The sequence below is a fragment of the uncultured Dialister sp. genome, assembly GCF_900538805.1.
In the GTDB taxonomy this organism is placed as follows: domain Bacteria; phylum Bacillota; class Negativicutes; order Veillonellales; family Dialisteraceae; genus Dialister.
This window is the reverse complement of sequence record NZ_UPZP01000038.1, coordinates 1-18,688: the sequence shown is the minus strand read 5'-3', so window position 1 is coordinate 18,688 and position 18,688 is coordinate 1. Positions and strand designations below refer to the sequence as shown.

At 55.0% G+C, this 18,688-nt stretch carries 11 protein-coding genes; 9 read left to right on the top strand and 2 right to left on the bottom strand.

Going from position 1 to position 18,688, the window contains the following annotated elements; genetic code table 11:
* Positions 1–491: 491 nt before the first annotated feature.
* Positions 492–1,373 carry a UTP--glucose-1-phosphate uridylyltransferase GalU gene (galU, locus tag QZQ29_RS05115; RefSeq protein ID WP_296960590.1) on the bottom strand — a complete coding sequence of 294 codons (882 nt, stop codon included), beginning with the start codon at positions 1,371–1,373 and terminating at the stop codon, positions 492–494.
* Between the two features lie 405 nt (positions 1,374–1,778).
* On the bottom strand, positions 1,779–2,768 hold the full coding sequence (galE, locus tag QZQ29_RS05110; RefSeq protein WP_296960586.1) for a UDP-glucose 4-epimerase GalE: 990 nt from the start codon (positions 2,766–2,768) through the stop codon (positions 1,779–1,781).
* 798 nt (positions 2,769–3,566) lie between these two features.
* Between galE and QZQ29_RS05105 the strand changes: the two genes are divergently transcribed.
* The 9 genes from QZQ29_RS05105 (at position 3,567) to QZQ29_RS05065 (ending at position 18,317) form a co-directional block, all read left to right on the top strand.
* Complete coding sequence (locus QZQ29_RS05105) at positions 3,567–4,712, top strand: HAD family hydrolase (protein WP_296960583.1); 1,146 nt, start codon at positions 3,567–3,569, stop codon at positions 4,710–4,712.
* A 713-nt stretch (positions 4,713–5,425) separates the two neighbouring features.
* A complete protein-coding gene (locus tag QZQ29_RS05100) occupies positions 5,426–6,451 on the top strand; it encodes an AAA family ATPase (RefSeq protein WP_296960580.1) in 1,026 nt (341 codons plus the stop codon).
* The gene (locus QZQ29_RS05095; protein ID WP_296960578.1) at positions 6,439–7,275 is read left to right on the top strand and encodes a stage 0 sporulation family protein; all 837 of its coding nucleotides are present in this window, start codon (positions 6,439–6,441) and stop codon (positions 7,273–7,275) included. The genes QZQ29_RS05100 and QZQ29_RS05095 overlap by 13 nt, the downstream gene beginning before the upstream one ends.
* Positions 7,268–8,014 (top strand): methyltransferase, encoded by a 747-nt coding sequence (locus tag QZQ29_RS05090; RefSeq protein WP_296960576.1) that lies wholly within the window; start codon positions 7,268–7,270, stop codon positions 8,012–8,014. Before QZQ29_RS05095 ends, QZQ29_RS05090 begins: the two co-directional genes overlap by 8 nt.
* Positions 8,011–8,856 carry a 16S rRNA (cytidine(1402)-2'-O)-methyltransferase gene (gene rsmI / locus QZQ29_RS05085; protein WP_296960574.1) on the top strand — a complete coding sequence of 282 codons (846 nt, stop codon included), beginning with the start codon at positions 8,011–8,013 and terminating at the stop codon, positions 8,854–8,856. Before QZQ29_RS05090 ends, rsmI begins: the two co-directional genes overlap by 4 nt.
* A gap of 1,098 nt (positions 8,857–9,954) precedes the next feature.
* Positions 9,955–10,737 carry a hypothetical protein gene (locus QZQ29_RS05080; protein WP_296960571.1) on the top strand — a complete coding sequence of 261 codons (783 nt, stop codon included), beginning with the start codon at positions 9,955–9,957 and terminating at the stop codon, positions 10,735–10,737.
* Positions 10,734–11,468, top strand: coding sequence for a hypothetical protein (locus tag QZQ29_RS05075; protein ID WP_296960567.1), 735 nt, complete (start codon positions 10,734–10,736; stop codon positions 11,466–11,468). The genes QZQ29_RS05080 and QZQ29_RS05075 overlap by 4 nt, the downstream gene beginning before the upstream one ends.
* A gap of 1,318 nt (positions 11,469–12,786) precedes the next feature.
* A complete protein-coding gene (locus tag QZQ29_RS05070; RefSeq protein ID WP_296960564.1) occupies positions 12,787–16,530 on the top strand; it encodes a phosphoribosylformylglycinamidine synthase in 3,744 nt (1,247 codons plus the stop codon).
* Between the two features lie 905 nt (positions 16,531–17,435).
* A complete protein-coding gene (locus QZQ29_RS05065; protein ID WP_296960561.1) occupies positions 17,436–18,317 on the top strand; it encodes a YihY/virulence factor BrkB family protein in 882 nt (293 codons plus the stop codon).
* Positions 18,318–18,688: the final 371 nt, after the last annotated feature.

Genomic DNA, 18,688 nt, shown 5'->3' with positions numbered 1-18,688 from the left:
TTCGCGTCGCCTCATTCCTTGCATTGCATAAAAATTCAAGAATAAAAGCAAACAACGATTTAATCAGCGCTTCCCTATTGAACTAGTGGACTGGTGTGCTAGTCGGAGTCAATGTCGTCGCTTACCAAGATTCTTCGCTTCGCTCAGAATGACGATGGGGCGGGAAGGCAATCCCGTAACGCAGTCTGACGTCTGATTTCTGACTTCTATCGTCTAATCCACGCTGTTCCTCTGTCGCCTGCGGCGCCCCCTTCCTGGGGAAGGAGGTTTTAGCACTTCGTCTTGCAGCACTGGAGACAAAAAGTAAATCCCGTAACGCTGACTTCATACTCATCGCCGAAGGCGATACCTTCCCCTCTGAACCCTTTGAACCTTCTGAACCCGCTGAACTTTGCCACGCAGTGGTTCCATGGGCCGCAGGCCCGTCAATCTTAAGAACCTTTAAAGCACAAAAAAAGACCGGCCCCAGAGCCGGTCTTTTTTCATCTTTCTTATTTATCTTCTGCCAAGAGGTTTTTCAAATACTGCCGGAACTGGGGTCCCAGGTCCGGGCGGCGGAGGGCGAATTCCACGGTGGCTTTCAGGTAGCCCAGTTTATTTCCTGTGTCGTACCGTTTGCCGGTGAAGTTATAGGCGTACACGCTGCCGTTGTGGGCCATGACGCGGAGGGCGTCGGTGAGCTGGATTTCTCCGCCCTTGCCGGGCTTTGTCTGTTCCAGCACTTCGAATACGTCCGGTGTGATGACATAGCGGCCCAGGGCGGCGAAGCGGCTGGGGGCTTCTTCTCTGCTTGGCTTTTCCACCATGTCCTTCACCCTGAGAAGGTTCGGGTCTTCCGTAGGCGCGCCGTCTACGATGCCGTAGGAGGAAACAAGCTCCGGTTTCACGATCTGGCAGCCGATGACGGTGCCGCCGGTTTTCTCATACTGGTCCATGAGCTGGCGCAGTGCCGGTTCGCCGTTGGCGTTGTACACCACATCGTCCCCCAGAATGACGCCGAAGGGTTCGCCGTCAATGAAATCCTTGGCGCAGAGAATGGCATCCCCCAGCCCTCTCATGTACTGCTGGCGGGTGTAGTGGATTTTGACGGAAGCCACCTGCCTGACTTCCCGAAGAAGGTCCATTTTCCCCGATTCATACAGATGCTGTTCCAGCTCCGGAGAAGAGTCGAAATGGTCTTCAATGGCTCTCTTGGCATGGCCGGAAATAATGAGAATCTGCTCAATGCCGCTGGCTTTGATTTCTTCCACAATGTACTGGATGGTGGGCTTGTCCACAATAGGAAGCATTTCCTTGGGCATGGCCTTGGTCTCCGGAAGGAAACGGGTGCCGAAACCGGCTGCCGGAATGACTGCTTTTCTGATTTTCTGCATGTATGTACTCCTTTTTGTCTTAATTGCTATATGGACACGCCCTGCGGGCGTGAGGGTTGACGGCCCTTTGGGCCGAAGGTTCTAAAGGGGCTTAAGTTTGACGCGGCCTTTCAGGCCGCGAGGGTTGTGGTAGGCGCCTTTTAATTTATAGAAGGCGCCAGTTTGTATAAAATCTTCACACCCGGGCTATCGCCCGAGGAAAACAGAAACCGCCCTTGCGGGCGAGGAAAAACCATAAAACCGGGCCTGTGGCCCGTGGAAATGCACCCCTTCTGCCGCCTGCGTCGGCTTATAAACTGCGGCGGAGCCGCCACCACAACCCTCGGGCTGAAGGCCCGTCAAACCTAAGAACCTTAAGAACCTTCGGCCCGAGAGGGCCGTCACCCCTCAGCGCCAAAGGCGCTGTCACTTATATCCGTAGGGATGCTCTTTATGCCATTTCCAGGCGGAGGCGATGATTTCTTCCGTGTTGGAATGGGTGGGGTGCCAGCCCAAGGTTTCTCTACATTTTTTAGAGGAGGCAATGAGTACGGCGGGGTCGCCGCTGCGGCGGGCTTCTTCGGTGACTTTGAAATCGATGCCTGTCACTTTTTTCGCGGTTTCAATGATTTCACGGACGCTGAAGCCCTTTTCACTGCCCAGGTTGAAGTAGGTACTCTTTCCACCGTCAGCCAGGTATTTCATGGCCAGCACGTGGGCGTCGGCCAGATCCAGGACGTGGATGTAGTCCCGGATGCAGGTGCCGTCGGGGGTGGGGTAGTCGGTGCCGTAGATGGCGATGTGGTCCCTTACGCCCTGGGCGGTTTTCAGGATGAGGGGAATGAGGTGGGATTCGGGATTGTGGTCTTCGCCGATGGAGCCGTCCAGGGCGGCGCCGGCGGCGTTGAAGTAGCGGAGGGCCACGTAATGGAGGCCATAGGCGCTGGTGAAGTCTTTCATCATGTTTTCGATGACCAGTTTTGTGCGGCCGTACACGTTGGTGGGGTTGTGGGGAAAATCTTCTTCAATCGGCGTTTTCTCCGGTTCCCCGTACACGGCGGCAGTGGAGGAAAAGACGATTTTGTCTACCCCCGCCTTCTTCATGCCCATAAGGAGATGAAGGGTGCCTTCCACATTGTTGGTGTAGTACTTCGCCGGGTCCACCATGGATTCGCCTACCAGGGAATAGGCGGCGAAATGGATAACCCCTTTGATGTCATATTTCTTCAGGGTATCTGCTACGAAATCTATATCATGAATGTCCCCTTTCACCAATACCGTGCCTTCCGGTACTGATTCTGCGTGGCCGGTGGACAGGTTGTCGAAAATAACGGGCGTAAAGCTGTCGGATGAAAGAAGGGCTCTCACCGTGTGGGAACCAATGTATCCGGCACCGCCGGTAACTAAAATATTCATGGTCTGCCTCCTTATAATAAGTTATTTATAAGTATAGCATATATCATGGGAAAAAGGGGCGCGGCTTCATGGACACGCCCTTTCGGGCGTGAGGGTTGACGGCCCTTCGGGCCGAGGGTTCTTAGGGGTCTAAAGTTTGACGCGCCTTTGGTGCGAGGGTTGTGGTGGCGCCCTGCGGGCGCAATATAAAGAAAACCGTTACAACCGGGCTTTCGCCCGTGGGAAAACAGGCAAACCGCCCTTGCGGACGGGGGAAAACCATAAAACCGGGCCTGTGGCCCGTGGAAATGCACCCCTTCTGCCGCCTGTGGCGGCGTCTCTCCACGGGAAAGCGTCTCATACGATTCTCTGTCGCCTACGGCTCCCTACGAATCGTGTTCGCTTGCCACCCCGGAGGGGGAGATTCTAGCGGCACTATGCTTTGCGATGCTTATGAGACCAAAAGCTGAGCGGAGAGCAGACTTCCCCCCTCCGGGGTGCACAGCGAACACATTTTGAAGGAGCGCCAGCGACGCGCAAAATGTAGTGAGTCGTTTCACCTTTAGGTGGAAGTACCGCCGTAGGCGGGGATAGGGGTGCATTTCCAACGAGCGCAGCGAGGTTGTATGGTTTTCGCTGCCTTTGGCAGCGCTGCCGCCGAAGGCGGCATATGTACTTATCGCCCGAAGGGCGATACCTTCCCCTCTGAACCCTCTGAACCCCCTGAACCCCCTGAACCCGGGGCGCTTCGCGCCCCTCCATAAAATATGATAAAATGGATAAAAACAGGAAATTCCCATTTCATACAGGAGGAACAGGATGAAAAAGGTGATTTTTGATGTGGACGGCGTGCTCCTTTCGGAGGAGCGGTATTTTGATGTATCAGCCCTCACGGTATGGGAGCTTTTGCATAGCAAGGACTACATGGGGCTTCCCCTGGAGGGGGAGGATTTTGATGCCCGCCATGTGACGGAGGGGCAGATTGCGTCCTGCCGCAGCCGGGTGTGGGGGAATGACCGGCTCCTTTCGTTCCTGAAGGCCCATGGCATCAATTCTAACTGGGACATGGTGCACTGCTGGCTCATTACGGCGCTGTGGCTCATGGCGCTGACCTATGAGAAGCGGTCCGGTGGGGAAAAGGTGTCTCTTTCTTTTGAAAAACCGTCGGACATGAAGGAAGCGGGGCTTGTTCTTATGGGGCTTCCCATTCCCACAGCAGAGGACATCCTCCATCAGTGGGAAAAGGTTCTTTCGAAAGATTTGGAAGGAGAGGACGTGGTGAACTGTCTCAAGGAGGCCATGGCCTCTGATTTTGGAAACAGCACGGACTGGGCACTGCTTCGTTCGCCCTTCTGGACCATCCATACCGAAGCTTTCCAGGCATGGTACTTGGGGGATGATACCTTTATTTCCCTTCTCCACCACATGCCCTACAGCGGCGGCAAGGAGGGCTTCCTTTCCCGGGAAGTGCCCCTGGCGCCGGCAGAGGCTATCCGTTCCCTTTTCATCCGGCTCAAGGAAAGGGGCTTTGCAATCGCCGTGGCCACGGGAAGGGCCAGGGAAGAAATGGAAATTCCCTTTAAACTCTTCCATTGGTATGAAGAATTCGACCCCTTCTACCTGGCCACTGCCTCCGACGCCGTAGAAGCAGCGGATATGTTCAAATGCTCCGTGCCCGACAAGCCGGCGCCCTTCATTTTCAGCTGCGCCGTGTTTGGCAGGAAACGGGAAAATTACGAGGCCTATCTGAAGGAGGAGATGAAACCCTCAAAGGACGATGAAATCTACGTCTGCGGCGACTCCTACTCCGACGTTCTCGGAAGCCGCCGGGCCGGCACCAGATTCATCGGTATCCTCACCGGACTGGAAGGAAAGAAAGAGGCACCCATGTTTGAAAGGGAGAAAGTGCCCTATGTGGATAGGATTACGGAAATTGAGAAGGTGATTGACATGCCTTTGGCGTGAGGGTTGACGGCCCTTCGGGCCGAGGTTTGACAGGCCTGGGGCTGAGGGTTCTAAGGTTTGACAGCGGCTTTGCCGCTGAGGGTTGTGGTGGGCGGCTCTGCCGCCAGTTTGTAGAAAACCTTTACAACCGGGCTTTCGCCCGTTGGAAAACAGGCAACCCGCCCTTCGGGCGGGGAAAACCATACAACCGCGCCTGCGGCGCGAGGAAATGCACCCCTTCTGCCTACGGCACCTCCCCCGGTGGGGGAGGTTTTAGCGCCTTTATAGAATGAGCAACTTAAGTTAGCACAAGGGGAAGCAGAGAGAAAACTTCTCCCTCCGGGGGAAGTCCCCGTAGGGGAATAGGGGTGCATTTCCACGAGCGAAGCGAGGTTGTTTGGTTTTCGCTGCCTCTGGCAGCGCTGCCGCCTCAGGTGGCTCCTTCCTGCCGAATGGTATTTAATGCCAGTTGTCTCAATCGCTTCAAGTACCAAGATTCTTCACTGCGTTCAGAATGACCGGTGGGGCAGGAAGGCAAGCACGTAACGCTCACTATAAAATTCATCGCCGCCAAAAGCGGCGATACGACACCCTTTGAACCCGCCCGCTGGAAGCGGGCAGAACCTTCTGAACCCTCTGAACCCGGGCCACCGCGGCGGCCCTATTTTTTGCAGTCTTTCTACAGTCATGGTAGAATAAACGTAAGTCCGGGATGACCCGGCAGGGAGGCGTGTATGGCAGGCTTTTTTCCCCATGTATTTGGGCAGGAGAAGGTATCGAGAGAATTGAAGCGGCTTTTTGAGGAAAACCGGCTGCCCCATACCCTGATTTTCTACGGAGATGAGGGGCTTGGGAAGACGACGGCGGCGCTGGATCTGGCAGGGATTCTGACGGGAAAGGCGGAGAAGCTTGAAAAGGAGCTTTCTGAAATTTCCGAAGAGGAGCGGCAGAAGATGCCGGTACTTACTCTGGCGGATGAACAGGTGTGGTATCTCCATCCTGTGGGGATGGAGCTTAAGATAGAACAGTTCCGTACCTTTCTTTCGGCCATGTCTTCTTTTGATGAAAAGCCCCATGTGTGTATTATTGATGAGGCCCAGACCATGATGGACCCGGTGGCCAACGCCCTTTTGAAGACGCTGGAGGAGCCGGAGGGAAATATCCATTTCATCCTCATCACCCATGACCTGGACGCACTTCTCCCCACCATTATTTCCAGGGGGGAGCGGTTCGGTTTCCTGCCTCTTGGTGCAGCGGATTATTTCTCCTTTATCCGCTCCCGGAAGGATATTCATTTTCCCCGCGGCATGGATGAGAAGGTGCTTTTCCAGCTGTCTGAAGGAAATCCGGGAATTACGCTGGAGGTAGCAGGTGACGGCGTCAGCGCCCAGCCGGAGAGTGCCATGGATTTTTGGGAAACCGTGACTGGCGGGGATACGCCCTTTTCCACTCTTTCTTCCATGGAATTTAAGGAACGGAAGGATTTTCTAAAGATGCTCCGCTGGATTCTTCTGGTGGGGAGGGATATCTTTATCCTTGCGGAAACGGGAAACTCCTCGGCTCTCCGCTGTGTCACTGTGGCAGCGAGGGAGGAAAGGATTGCCCCCTTCTGGCAGGGGGAAAAGGGTGAGGCCGCACTGCAGGCGCTGAAGACGGCGGAAACTGCAGTGGCCCGCTATATCAATATTAAGAATATTTGGGACATGATTCTCATTACATTTGAACATATACAGAAAGGCGAAAAGGAATGGATCAGGTAATCGGCGTCCGCTTTAAGCCGGCAGGTAAAATATATTATTTCGACTCCAACCATCTGGATATTCATCTGGATGATGGGGTCATTGTGGAGACCTCCCGGGGGCTGGAGTACGGCAATGTGGTGATTATACCGAAGCACCCGGTGATTGATGAGGATTCCCCCTTAAAGCCGGCCATCCGCAAGGCCACCATGAAGGATATGGCCCAGCTGGAACGGAATAAGGAAAGGGAGAAGTCCGCTTTTGAAATCTGTCTGAAGAAGATTGAAAAGTTTAAGGTGCCCATGAAGCTCCTTCGGGCGGAATATACTTTTGATAGAAATAAAATTGTTTTCTTTTTCACCTCCGACGGCAGGGTGGATTTCCGGGAACTGGTGAAGGAGCTGGCCGCCGTTTTCCACACCCGCATCGAACTTCGGCAGGTGGGGGTGAGGGACGAGGCCAAGCAGGTGTCCGGCATTGGTTCCTGCGGCAGGCCCCTCTGCTGCGCCACGTTTCTTGGCGATTTCGCTCCGGTTTCCATTAAAATGGCAAAGAACCAGGGCCTTTCCCTGAACCCCTCCAAGATTTCCGGGGTCTGCGGCAGGCTCATGTGCTGCCTGCGCTATGAAAACGACATGTACGAGGGAGACAGTCATAAGAAACGCTGCTGTGCCATGCAGGGCAGGGGCCCCCGTTTCCGGGTGGGCATGAAGGTCATCACCGACGAAGGCAGCGGACAGGTGCTTTATGTGAACGGACAGAAACATACGGTAAAGGTACAGCTGGAAGGGCAGAAGACGAAGATTCTCCCCTGGGACGCTGTGGAACAGGAAGAAAATGACTGATTGGAAACTAAAAGAAGGGGAAAGACTGGACGACCTGGTGCGGGACGGCATGAAACTCATCCAGCGGCCGGACCAGTTCTGCTTCTCCATCGACTCCGTGCTTCTGGCCCATTACCCCGCCATCAAAGGCAGGGATAAAATCTGCGACCTGGGCACCGGCACCGGCGTCATCGCTCTCCTTATGTCCGCTTTAGGCGGCAGGGACATTACGGCGTTGGAAGTGAACCCGGTGATGGCGGACCTGGCGGAAAGAAACGTGAAGGGCAACGGCAGAGAATCGGTGATTCACGTGGTGCCCTGCGACTACCGGAAGGTGAAGGACTATTTCCCCTCCGGTTCTTTTTCTCTGGTGGTGGTAAACCCGCCGTACCGGGAAGTGGGCAGCGGCAAAATGAGCGAAAGCCAGGGCGTAGCCAGCGCCAGCTACGAAGTGAATGCCACGCTGGAAGAAGTTTTCCGGACAAGCCGCTACCTTTTGAAATACGGCGGCCGCCTTGCCATGGTGCACCGCGCCGACCGCACGGCGGATCTCATTTCCCTGGGCAGGAAATACGGCATGGAACCCAAGCGCATGCGTTTCATCTATGCCAGGAAAGGCCATAACGCGGTGAGGGTGCTCCTGGAGTGGAAATACGGAGGCCATGCGGAAATGGCAGTGGAACCGCCGCTCCTCATCCACAACAGCGACGGCTCCTATACAAAGGAAATCATGGACATATACGGGAAGGAAGAAACATGAACGAAGTGAAACCGGGCACCCTGTACTTAGTGCCCACACCCATAGGAAATCTCTCAGACATTACGGAAAGGGCGGTGGACGTGCTGAAGGAGGCGGACATCATCGCCTGCGAAGACACCCGCCACACCCGCATCCTTCTGGACCACCTGGGCATTGCGGGTCACGTGGTTTCCTACCATGAACACAATAAAAAAGAAGCGGGACCGAAAATTATAGCCATGCTGGAAGAAGGACAGTCCGTGGCCCAGGTCAGTGACGCCGGCATGCCCGTCATCTCCGACCCCGGCGCCGACCTCGTGCGCCTTGCCATCAACGCCGGCATCCCCATCGTGCCGCTGCCGGGCCCCAACGCCGCCCTTACTGCCCTCGTGGCCTCGGGCCTTGATGCCAGGCAGTTCGCCTTCATCGGCTTCCTCCCCAAAATCACGGCCAAGAGGAAGAAACTTCTGGAAGACATGAGCCGGGTGCCGGTGACCCTCATCTTCTACGAAGCACCCCACCGCATCAAAGACACCATGGACACCCTCATCAAGGCCCTGGGTGACAGAAAAGCGGTCACCGCCAGAGAACTGACAAAGAAATTTGAAACCTTCGAAAGAGGCACCCTCTCCTCCCTCCGCACCGGTATGGACGAAGAAGACCCCAGAGGGGAATACGTAATCCTCGTGGAAGGCTGGAACGAGGACATGGAAGAAAAAGAAGGAGAAAAAACGTCCTGGCAGGAAGAAGCAATGAAACTGGCAGAAACACTGCCCCTTAAAGAAGCCGCCAGGCAGGCCGCAGGGAAATACCACCTGTCCAGAAGGGAAGTGTACCAGTTTCTGGTGAAGGCACGACCTTAAGGACACGCCCTGACGGGCGTGAGGGTTGACGGCCCTTCGGGCCGAGGTTTGACGGGGCTTCCGCCCCGAGGGTTCTAAGGTTTGACGCGGCCTCTGGCCGCGAGGGTTGTGGTGGCGCCTGCGGCGCAATATAAAGAAACCCTTTAAAACCGGGCTTCGCCCGTGGGAAAACAGGCAAACCGCCCTTGCGGGCGAAAAAAGCGCCCCCCTTTGGTGGCTGGCGCCACCACCTTCCCCCCGCAAGCGGTGGGACAATAAAGCTCCGCGAAGCAATAATCCTATAAGTGGCTCTAAGCATAGCACGGGTTATTGTGCCCCCGCACAGCGGGGTGGCAAGGGAACTGGATTTGTAGGGGAACACAGTGACCCGAAAATCCAGTGACACGCTTCACACCGTGGCAAAGGTGGTGCCGTAGGCACCAAAGGGGGGGAAGCCACTGCGAAGACCCTGCATAGGGTCTTCGAGTCAGCCAAAGTTGGCCCTTAGCCTGCCCATAAAAGGGCCTTCCTTTTAACTGGCTGACCGTGCGTGGCTAATCACCAGAATGGGAATCTTGCTGATGATTCCAAGGGAAGCGGAGAGCAAACTTCCACCTAAAGGTGAAACGACTCACTATGATTTGCGCGTCGCTAGCGCTCCTTCAAATCATGTTCGCTGTGCACCCCTCCGGGGTGGCAAAGGAACTGGATTTGTAGGGAAGCGTAGCGCCCCGAAAATCCAGTGACATGCTTCCCTTTAGGAGAAGTACCGCCGTAGGCGGGGATAGGGGTGCATTTCCATCGGGCGAAGCCCGGTTTGCCTGTTTTTTACGCCCGTAGGGCGGTTGTTTGGTTTTCCATTTCGCGAAGCGAAATTATATACTCATCGCTGCGAAGCAGCGATACCAAAACCCTCTGAACCCTCTGAACCCTCTGAACCCTCTGAACCTTCTGAACCCTTTGAACCCTGCCACGCAGTGGCTCCCATGGCGATACCGCAGCCTTCGTTGCAGCGCCCCGTTAAACCTAAGAACCTTTCCCAAAATGACCCTTGAGAATTTCCCTTTTTTTCTCTACAATAAAAGGAAAAGCATTGTGATGAACAGAGAAGGAGCTTCTATGAGACGGCTTAGGAATATAGTGCTGGCGGCAGCGCTGCTGCTGGGCGGGTGGCAGGCGGCCGTGGCCGATGATTTGACGATTTCCGGCCTGGGTACCCTGCCCCTTGGCGATAAAATTTCCGTTACCGATGGAAAGGACAATGTGCTGGGCGAGTTGTTCAAAAAAGAAACGAAGAGGAAGGGCTACGGGAAGACGGCGAAGGGAGCCATGTGGTCCATGCTTGCCGTGCCGCCGGGCATGAATCTGTACCCCGAGAAGGAGCCCTATCCCTACGATTCTCTTCACCTCTACCAGCTGGTGAAGAGGACGGTTTCCGGTACCTATACGGCGGCGGTGCTTGTCTTTTCCGGCACGGAGGAAGATTTCTTCCATGGGGGAAATCGGAAAGCCGCCCTTTTCTGGAAAAACGCTTTCCGGGAAGACGCAGGCCGGCCTACGTCCCTCTTTGGCATGCCCAAGATTTCCACCGCCGAATTTCAGGGATTTCTGGATGAAATCCTGAAGGAAAAGTCCGGTGACAGCCGGGCGGTGAAAATTCTCACCTTTAATCCCTGGCATGCCTTCAAAGACGGCGACGGCACCTATCACTGGTCCCAGGAGGCCAAGGTGATTATTACTAATGAAAAGGGCCTGTCCTATCCCCTTTGGATATATACTTCCCTTTACAAAGAAGGAAACCGGTACTACCTCATCGAATTTAATGGCAGCCATGAAGCGGCGGATGCTTTGGGAGATTCCCTGGTTTACGGACTGTATCAGTTGAAAAGGAGCAGTAAATGAAAAGATTGGCAGCATTGATACTGGCAGCCCTCCTTCTGGCAGGCGGGAGCGCTTCAGCCTACGACATCGCCTCCCTGGCAGAGAAAACTCTTTCGAAAAATTTCGTCTATAAAGACATTCCTGAAAATCAGAGCCTGAGCTTTGGTGGCGGAGAGATTCCCTACCACATGGGACAGCTCTCCATCATAAGAAAACGGGCCCAGAAATTTTCCTCCGGTTACATTGTGCAGGCCAAACTGCCCCAGGTGCTGGCGGATCAGATGCGCCCCTATTTCCGCATGAATCTGGAAGAAGAGCAGTGGGAAGGGCTGACACGGGTGAACCGAGCCCTGCTGAATCCATCCTCCCCCCTTCGTATGAACATGGAAAAAACAGTGATGAGCCTGGCCGTCAACGCCCTGGGAGCGGTGGCGGAGCAGAATGTGACAGCGGAAATCTCGGAAATCGAACCCTTCCGCCGCCTCAATGCCGATGAAGCCTACGTCTTCACTGCCGGCGCCCACGTCACCTACAGCGCAGGAGGCATGATCCTCCCCATGTACAGCCGGGCCTACTTCTTCCCCAGCGCCGACGGAAAGAACCTGGACGTCCTCATACTTTTCACCCCCGACGAAGGCAAGGGCCCTCTGGTCTACGCCATCGACGATCTGGCCAAAGAAGCGGCAAAAGCAGAACTTCTGGGGGCAGGCGGGTATAGAGACCTGGGAGTGATATTGGGGGAGAGGCGGTAAGATATTAGAAGATAGATGATAGAAGATAGATGATAGAAGATAGATGATAGAAGATGGAAGAGTATCGGCTATCCGCTTTGGGAACGGTAGGGTTCAAAGGATGGTGGCAGGAGCCTTCAACAATAAGTGGGCGCCAGCTTCCATAATACTTTTCCAAATAAAAAAAGGACTCCGCAAAGAGGAGTCCTTTTTTTATTTGAATGAAAATTGTTTTGATAATATTAAGGCGGTCCGTCAGGGTATTCCGGGCCGCCTTCCGGTGACAGGGTTTCAACGCTGAATACCCAGCTCCACCCATCCGGCAGCTCTATTATAGAGGATTTCCGAATAGGTGGCAAGGGATGATTTTAAGCCTTAAATTCAAGCTGCATACCTGCATTCAAAAAGCCGGCTCAGTTTGCGGGCCGACTGTTTTTTTACATGAGAGGCTGTCGAAGTATCTCCGTCTCCCGTCCGGTGACAGGGCTTCAGCACTGGATACTCAGCTCCACCCATCCGGCAACTTTATTATAGAGGATTTTTAAAAGACCGGCAAGAGGTGGCGCTGCTAGTCACTATACATAAGGAGTATTTCCATAAAAAGCTGATGAGATATTCTGTATCAGCGGTTATATTCAGGCCGAGCTGTCAGGGTATTCTCGCACGGCGTCCGGTGCCAGGGCTTCAACGCTGAATACCCAGCTCCACCCATCCGGCAGCTATATTATAGAGGATTTCTGTAGAAGGAGCAAGTGAGAGACGCACGGGAGTAAGGCGGTTTTACGGTTTTTCACGAAAGAGTCACATTAGGCCCCGTTGGGGGCCTCGGATTTTCTGCGAAAATTCCCTATCCTCCGTCGCCTAACGGCGACAGCTCCTTCCTAAGGAAGGAGGCTTCTGCTCTTCGCCATGCAGCACTAGAAACAAAGAGGTCAAACCCGTAACGTTAGGCTCCTTTCTCAGGAAGGAGCTGGGCGGAGCCCTGAGGATAGGTCCGAATTTTTTCCCAAGACCTGACGCCCCTATCCTCCGTCGCCTAACGGCGCCACCCCCTTCCTGTGGAAGGGGGCTTTTGCTCTTCGTCATGCAGCACTGGTGACACAAAACCAAATCCCGTAACGCTGACTTCATACTCATCGCCGCGAAGCGGCGATACCACCCCCTCTGAACCTTTTGAACCCTCCGAACCCTCTGAACCTTACCGGACAGCCCTATTCATCATGGAGCGGCATCCGAATTTGTGGTATTATAATGATGTATTTACAGGCTTTATCGTGTGCATTCATTTCACAGGGCGCCGATGCTGCGCCTTTGGGAATCAGGGGAAGGAGTGTTGAACTTGTCTGATATCAGACGTTTGTATGTAAGGAAGAAGGACGGTTTCCGCCAGGGGGAGGAAAGTCTGACTTCCCAGCTTCGGGAGGTGCTGGGGGACCGGATTTCCGATTCTGCCATTTATCATCGCTACGATGTGGACGGTCTCACTGACGAGGATTATGAGAAGGCTGTGGCTACGGTATTCTCCGAACCGCCGGTGGATGATACCCAGTCGGCGCTGCCGGAGGGGGATTTAGTGCTGGGCGTGGAGTTCCTGCCGGGGCAGTATGACCAGCGGGCCGATTCTGCGGAGCAGTGTCTGGCCATTGTGACCGGGAAGGACGGCGCCCGGGTGCGCTGTGCCCTGGTGTATGCGTTCCACGGACATTTCATTGAAGGGGACAGGGAGAAGATTTTAAAGTTCCTGGTGAACCCGGTGGAGTCCCGGGAAGCGTCGCTCTCTCCTGCGGAAACACTGGATCTTCCTATCGAAGACCCCAAGCCGGTGCCGGTGGTGGAAGGTCTTAGAAATCTGGACGACAAGGGCATGGATGACCTGATTTCTTCCATGGGCCTTGCCATGAGCCATGAGGACCTTGTCATGATTCGTGACTATTTCAGGGATGAGGAAAAGCGGGATCCCACGGTGACGGAAATCCGGGTGCTTGATACGTACTGGTCCGACCACTGCCGTCATACCACCTTCTCCACGAAGCTCACGGACATTGATGTGGAGGAAGGAACCTACAGCGCTCCTATTTCCAAGGCTCTGAAGGAATATGAGGACACCAGAATCCACATTTACGGGAAGGATACGAAGCGCCCTGTGACCCTTATGGATATGGCTACGGCGGCGGTGAAGGCCCTCCGGAAGGAAGGAAAACTCGCTAACCTGGACGCTTCAGAGGAAGTGAATGCCTGCACCATCAAGGTAAAAATCGATACAGTGAATGGCAGCGAGGACTGGCTCCTTCTCTTTAAGAATGAAACCCATAACCATCCTACGGAAATCGAACCATTCGGCGGCGCAGCCACCTGCCTTGGCGGCTGCATCAGAGATCCGCTCTCCGGCCGTTCCTATGTATACCAGGCCATGCGTGTCACCGGTGCCGGAGACCCCAGGACGCCGCTTTCGGAGACGCTCCCGGGGAAACTCCCCCAGCGGAAGATTACCATCGAAGCTGCCAAGGGTTACAGCTCCTACGGCAACCAGATCGGTCTGGCTACGGGGGAAGTGAAGGAATACTACCATCCCGGATTCATTGCCAAGCGTATGGAAATCGGTGCCGTGGTGGCTGCAGCACCTGCGGACCATGTCATCCGCCTGACACCGGTGCCGGGGGATGTGGTGATTTTGGTAGGCGGACGTACCGGCCGTGACGGCATGGGCGGCGCCACCGGTTCTTCCAAGGAACTGAATACGGAATCCATTGAAACCTGCGGTGCTGAAGTACAGAAGGGCAATCCTTTGACTGAAAGAAAAATCCAGTGCCTCTTCCGCCGGGGTGAAGTGACCCGCCTCATTAAACGGTGCAACGATTTTGGCGCCGGCGGCGTGTCTGTGGCAGTGGGGGAACTGACCGACGGTCTTGAAATTAATCTGGACAAAGTGCCGAAGAAATATGAAGGCCTTGACGGTACGGAGCTTGCTATTTCCGAATCCCAGGAACGGATGGCAGTGGTGGTGAAGAAAGAAGACGCTGACCAGTTCATCCGCTATGCAGCTGAGGAAAATCTGGAAGCCACAGTCATTGCTGACGTGACTGACACGAAACGGCTGGTGATGAAATGGAGAGGCGTTCCCATCGTTAATATTTCCAGGGCCTTCCTGGATACCAACGGTGCCCAGCAGGTAAAATCCGCCCACATCGCGAAACCCGATGATAAAGGCTATTTCCATGCATCCGCCATTTCTTCCGTCAAGGATACCTGGCTTTCTGCCATGGGAGACCTGAACAACTGCTCCCAGCAGGGACTTTCTGAACGGTTCGACTCCACCGTCGGCGCCGGCACGGTGCTCATGCCCTTTGGCGGCAAGTACCAGAAGACCCCTTCTGACGGTATGGCAGCCAAGTTCCCGGTGAGAAAGGGAGAAACCGACAGCGCCAGCTTCATGGCCCACGGCTTTGATCCGGATCTGGCCACCTGGAGCCCCTTCCACGGTGCCGTGTATGCGGTGCTCCTTTCTGTCACCCGCCTGGTGGCCATGGGGGCTGACTGGAGAAAAGCTTACCTCACGCTGCAGGAATATTTCGAAAAGCTCACGGATAAAACAAGCTGGGGCAAACCGGCCGCTGCCCTCCTGGGTGCTTTCCATATGCAGGAAGCCCTGGGCCTTGGCGCCATCGGCGGCAAGGACTCCATGAGCGGCACCTTCAACGACATCCACGTACCGCCGACCCTCGTTTCCTTCGCCATTGCTCCCGGCAAGGCATCGGAAGCGGTGAGCCAGGAACTGAAGAAGGAAGGGGACGTGCTGGTACTCTTCGGTATGCCCAAGGACAAGGAAGGCATGCCGGACTTGGACGTATTCAAGAAACACGCTGACTTCCTCTATAACGAAGTGAAAGCAGGCCATGTGGCTGCCATGAAGGCAGTGGACCATGGCGGCGTGGCAGTGACGGCGGCCAAGATGGCCTTCGGCAACGGTCTGGGCATCCGCTTCACCGGAAACCTGCCGCTTCCCAAATTCTTCGGCAACTTCTACGGCGCCATCATTGTGGAAACCACACCGGAAGAAGCAGAACGTTTCGCCAAAGAGCCGCATACCAAGATCCTTGGCACCATCGGTGGAAACACCATGGAAGCCTACGGCGAAACCATTGCCCTTTCCGACCTCCTTTCGGCCTATGAAAAAACGCTGGATCCCATCTTCCCGAGAAGAGCGGCAAGCATTGAAAAACCGGCGCCGGTTCTTCCGGAAGTATCCGCCATTCCCCAGTTCTACGTCCACACCAATGTGGCAAGACCCCGGGTCTTCATTCCTACCATGCCCGGCAACAACTGCGAAGTGGACAGCGCCAGAGCCTTTGAACGGGCCGGTGCGGTGTCTGACATTTTCATCTTTAGAAATCGGGACTCCGCGGAGCTGAAGGCCTCCGTCGAAGAAATGGCCGAACGCATCAGCCATGCCCAGATCGTCATGTTCCCCGGTGGCTTCTCCGCCGGCGACGAACCGGACGGCAGCGGTAAATTCATTGCCGCCGTATTCCGCAACGACATGCTGAAGGAAGCTATGGACAAACTTCTCCACGAAAGAGACGGACTGGCCCTGGGCATCTGCAACGGCTTCCAGGCCCTCATCAAACTGGGCCTTGTACCGTACGGCGAATTCAAGCCCCTCACCAGCGACGCGCCGACCCTCACCTTCAACACCATCGGCCGCCACCTGTCCCGCTTCGTCACCACCAAAGTGGTGTCCACCAAGTCCCCCTGGCTTTCCCTCTGCAAACCGGGAGACCTCTACAGCATCGCCATCAGCCACGGCGAAGGCCGCTTCATTGCCTCCGATGAACAGATTAAAGCTTTGGCGGAAAATGGGCAGATTGCCACCCAGTACACCGACTTCGACGGCAATCCTACCTACGACAGCCGCTTCAACCCCAACGGCTCCTCCTGGGCCGTGGAAGGCATCACCAGCCCCGACGGCAGAGTCCTCGGCAAAATGGGCCACACCGAACGGCGCGGTGAAAATATCGGGAAAAATATCTGTGGAAATAAATACCAGCCCCTCTTCGAGGCCGGCGTGAAATACTTCCGCGGATAAATACCAAATGAAAAGAGCAGGCTTTGTGCCTGCTCTTTTTGTGTGATGAAATGGAGACGTGCCGGCTGTATTCCCGAAGGGGCCTGCGGGAGCGAGGGTTCATAGGGTTCAAAAGGTGCAGAAGGTTCAAAGGGTTGTGGTGGGCGCCCTTTGAAAATAAGGGGCGCCAGTTTGGATAAAACCTTTACAACCGCCCTGGCGGGCGAGGGGAAAACAAGCAAACCGCGCCTTCGGCGCGCTGGAAATGCACCCCTATCCCCGCCTACGGCGGTACTTCTCCTAAAGGGAAGCATGTCACTGGATTCTCAGTCGTCTACGACTCCCTACGAATCCAGTTCCTTTGCCACCCCGGAGGGGGAAGTTCTAGCGATGCTATGCATTGAGCAGCTTAAGTTAGCTCTAAGGGACAAGTAGAGCAAACCTCCCCCTCCGGGGGAGGTGCCGTAGGCAGAAGGGGTGCATTTCCATCGGGCGAAGCCCGGTTTGCTTGTTTTTTACGCCCGTAGGGCGGTTGTTTGGTTTTCCATTTCGCGAAGCGAAATTATATACTCATCGCCGCGAAGCAGCGATACCACCCCCTCTGAACCTTTTGAACCTTCTGAACCCTTTGAACCCTGCCACGCAGTGGCTCCAATGGCGATACCACAACCCTCAGCACCGGAGGCGCTGTTGCCCCCTGAGCGAAGCGAACACAACCTGCCGCCGCAGGCGGCCATAACCTTCGGCCCGTAGGGCCGTCAACCTTCCCCGCTGAACCTTCTGAATCCGGGCTTCAGAGCGGCCAAAGGCTGCTGTCAAACCTGGAAACCCTCCGGCCAAAGACCGGTCAATCTTAAAAACCTTTTATCCACTTTTTTCTATTGGATAGGGTATAATAAAATGAGATACAGGAAAGGAGGAAGCCCATGGAACCGAAAAGCACGGACAGTAATGCGATGTTTTTTATCAAGCGGCTTATCCAGCGGTTTAACGACGACAATGTGACAGCCCTGGCGGCGGAGACCACCTACTATTTCATTCTGGGACTCATTCCTTTCATGATTTTCCTGGTGAACAGTATGCTTTTCTTCGCAGCGCCCCAGATTCATGTGATACTGAGCCTTCTTTCCTATCTCCCGGCGGACGTGGCAGTGACCATGGAGACCAATATCCTCCGCATTATCCAGGCCCGAAGCTCCATCTGGCTGTTCATCGGTCTTGCCGGTGCTCTCTGGACCTCTTCCCAGGGGGTGGATACGCTGATTCGCTCCACGGACCTGGCGGTTTACGGCGACCGAAATAAGCAGTCCTATGTGCGGGTGAATGCGAAGTCCATCATTTTCACCCTTTTTATTTCCTTCGCCATGATCCTGTCCCTGGGGCTCATCGTCTTCGGCAACGCCGTGGTCTATGCCATTGCCTACTATTTCCGGGTGCCCGAGCTTTTCCTGAAACTGTGGACAGTGGTGAAATTCGGCATTCCCTTTGCCATCATCGCCTTCTCCCTGGCTGCCTTCTACGAATATGCCCCTGCCGGAAGAAGGTCTGAGTGGAAACGGGTCATTACCACCGCTTTCCTGGTGACTTCCATCTGGATTGCATTGACCGCTGCCTACGGATACTATATTCTCCATGTGTCCTCCATGGGTATTACCTACGGCTCCCTCATCGGTCTGGTGGTCCTCTTCATCTGGTTCCACCTGGCCGCCATCGTCATCATTACCGGCGGGGAGCTTATACAAACCTGGGGAGAAATGGCGGAAAGGGCACGCCTTCGGCGTGAGGGTTCAGAGGGTTCGGCCCGCTGAAAGCGGGCTGGTTCAAAGGGTGCAGAAGGTTCAAAGGGTTGTGGTGGGCGGCTGCGCCGCCAGTATAAATAAAACCATACAACCGCGCGTATGGCGCGAGGGAATGCACCCCTTTTGGTGCTAACGCACCACCTTTCCCCCGGAGGGGGAACTTTTCTCGCCACTATACAATGAGCAGCTTAAGTTAGCACTAAGGGAAGCGGAGAGCAAACCTCCCCCTCCGGGGGAGGTGCCGTAGGCAGAAGGGGTGCATTTCCGACGGGCACCAGCCCGGTTTGCCTGTTTTTTTCGCCCCTAGGGAAGCACTGATTAATTCGCAGAATCGAATTTCATATGTATTTTTATCCAATGCTGCGTCATAAGTCTCCTTA